The 1,610-nt window shown below is 34.2% G+C and carries 1 protein-coding gene; it reads right to left on the bottom strand.

Translation table 11 applies throughout. From position 1 onward, the window contains the following. Positions 1–104 precede the first annotated feature (104 nt). Positions 105–1,175 (bottom strand): NAD/NADP octopine/nopaline dehydrogenase family protein, encoded by a 1,071-nt coding sequence (locus tag ACP6PM_RS29770; protein WP_426590494.1) that lies wholly within the window; start codon positions 1,173–1,175, stop codon positions 105–107. Positions 1,176–1,610: the final 435 nt, after the last annotated feature.

The raw sequence follows: 1,610 nt of genomic DNA, 5'->3' as shown, positions 1-1,610 counted from the left end.
GAGATTAATCAAAAATTAGTCCAACTGCAACGTCTTAGTTATTTGACGGGAATTTATAGATCGAAATCTAGCGTTTAGCCCAAAAATATAACTTCTGAACTTTGCTAGAGTTGGCTATCCAACCATTGAGTATCCAATTCCAGAAACTCAGCATTCCACCTCAAAGGTTCATCTACAAACTTGCTTCCCAAAGTCACACAGCTATCTAAAAATGGAGTATCCACTCCTACAAGGCGAGCTAAAACCTGTAGTGGAAAAGCTCCAAAAGGTAACTCCTCCGAAAGATAGCGATGATGGAGATTCCTGACAGTAGCATTGTCCAATGCCTTAATCTGATGAATATGTTCGTAAATAGACGGCCCAGAAGTTCCATAAGCAGTCTTAAAATAATCATACATATTACTGAGATTAGGAAACCCTAACCCCTTAGCAATAATTAAGCGATCGCTATCTAAGTCAGCAATCAAATCACCAGTACGAGGACTAAAACCTCGGTAAATGTTATAACTTTCTCCAAGCTCCCACTTTTCTAAAGTAGCTAAGATTAAAGGTATATGAAAAATATCATTACATTTATCTAAATTAACCTCTAAACTAGAAATAGCAGGACGTAAATTCTCAAACAAACTTTGGTAAGTAACCAAAATCCGTTCCGTCATTTCTGAGTTTTGAGCAGCAACTTTAAACTGTTTTTTAAACCTTTTAATAGCAACTTGATCATCAGCATTACCTCGGCAAGCAAAAGGGCTATTATTTACATCTGCAATTGCCGGTAATTGGGTTTCAATTATGTCAAATTCTCTGTACAAAACTTTGCCAAAAACTCGACCAGAAAAACGACTAGCGCAAATTATTAGAATATTCATTTGAGAGTGAATATATTCACCTAAAATACTGGCATAAGATTCAATATCCTGACCCCGACAACAAATAATAATATTCCTGGGCAATTTTCCATCATTGGCTGCTGCAATTTTCTGAATATCATTAAAACAAGCTGCAATTGGATAATTACCAGGCAAAAATAGACCATTTGAACGAACAATCTTAGTTTTATTTATTACAGAATAACGACGAGAAAATAAATAAACCAGACACCCTTGAGAACTAAGATGAACAGCTGTAGCTAAACCTACATCTCCGCCACCCACCACTAGGTAACTATCTTGTGACATGAAAAAGTTTCCTCTAAATTTACTGGAATTTATTAAAAGTTGACAATTTCTTTATACCAATTCGATAAAATAATTTTACAAGACTTTGGTTGTAGGGAACAAGAAGCCAAAAATCTCAGATTCGGGGCTGATATATTGATGGAAAATTACTTTAACTGCAACGTCTTAGTTGTTTGACTTAAAGTTATAGATAGAAATTTCAGATTCTGGTCTGAGATATTGATGAAAAATTACTTTAACTGCAACGTCTTAGTTATTTGACTTTAAAGTTTATAGATCGAAATTTCAGATTCTGGTCTGAGATATTGATGAAAAATTACTTTAACTGCAACGTCTTAGTTATTTGACTTTAAAGTTTATAGATCGAAATTTCAGATTCTGGTCTGAGATATTGATGGAAAATTACTTTAACTGCAACGTCTTAGTTATTTGACT

It is taken from the genome of Dapis brunnea BLCC-M229 (assembly GCF_050015995.1).
GTDB lineage: Bacteria > Cyanobacteriota > Cyanobacteriia > Cyanobacteriales > Microcoleaceae > Trichodesmium.
The sequence above is the reverse complement of the archived record's forward strand: the minus strand, read 5'-3'. Positions and strand labels throughout refer to the sequence as shown.

What these genes read in the sequence shown, in the direction of transcription:
- ACP6PM_RS29770 (WP_426590494.1), bottom strand. Translation starts at nt 1,175, where the DNA reads ATGTCACAAGATAGTTACCTAGTGGTGGGTGGCGGAGATGTAGGTTTA.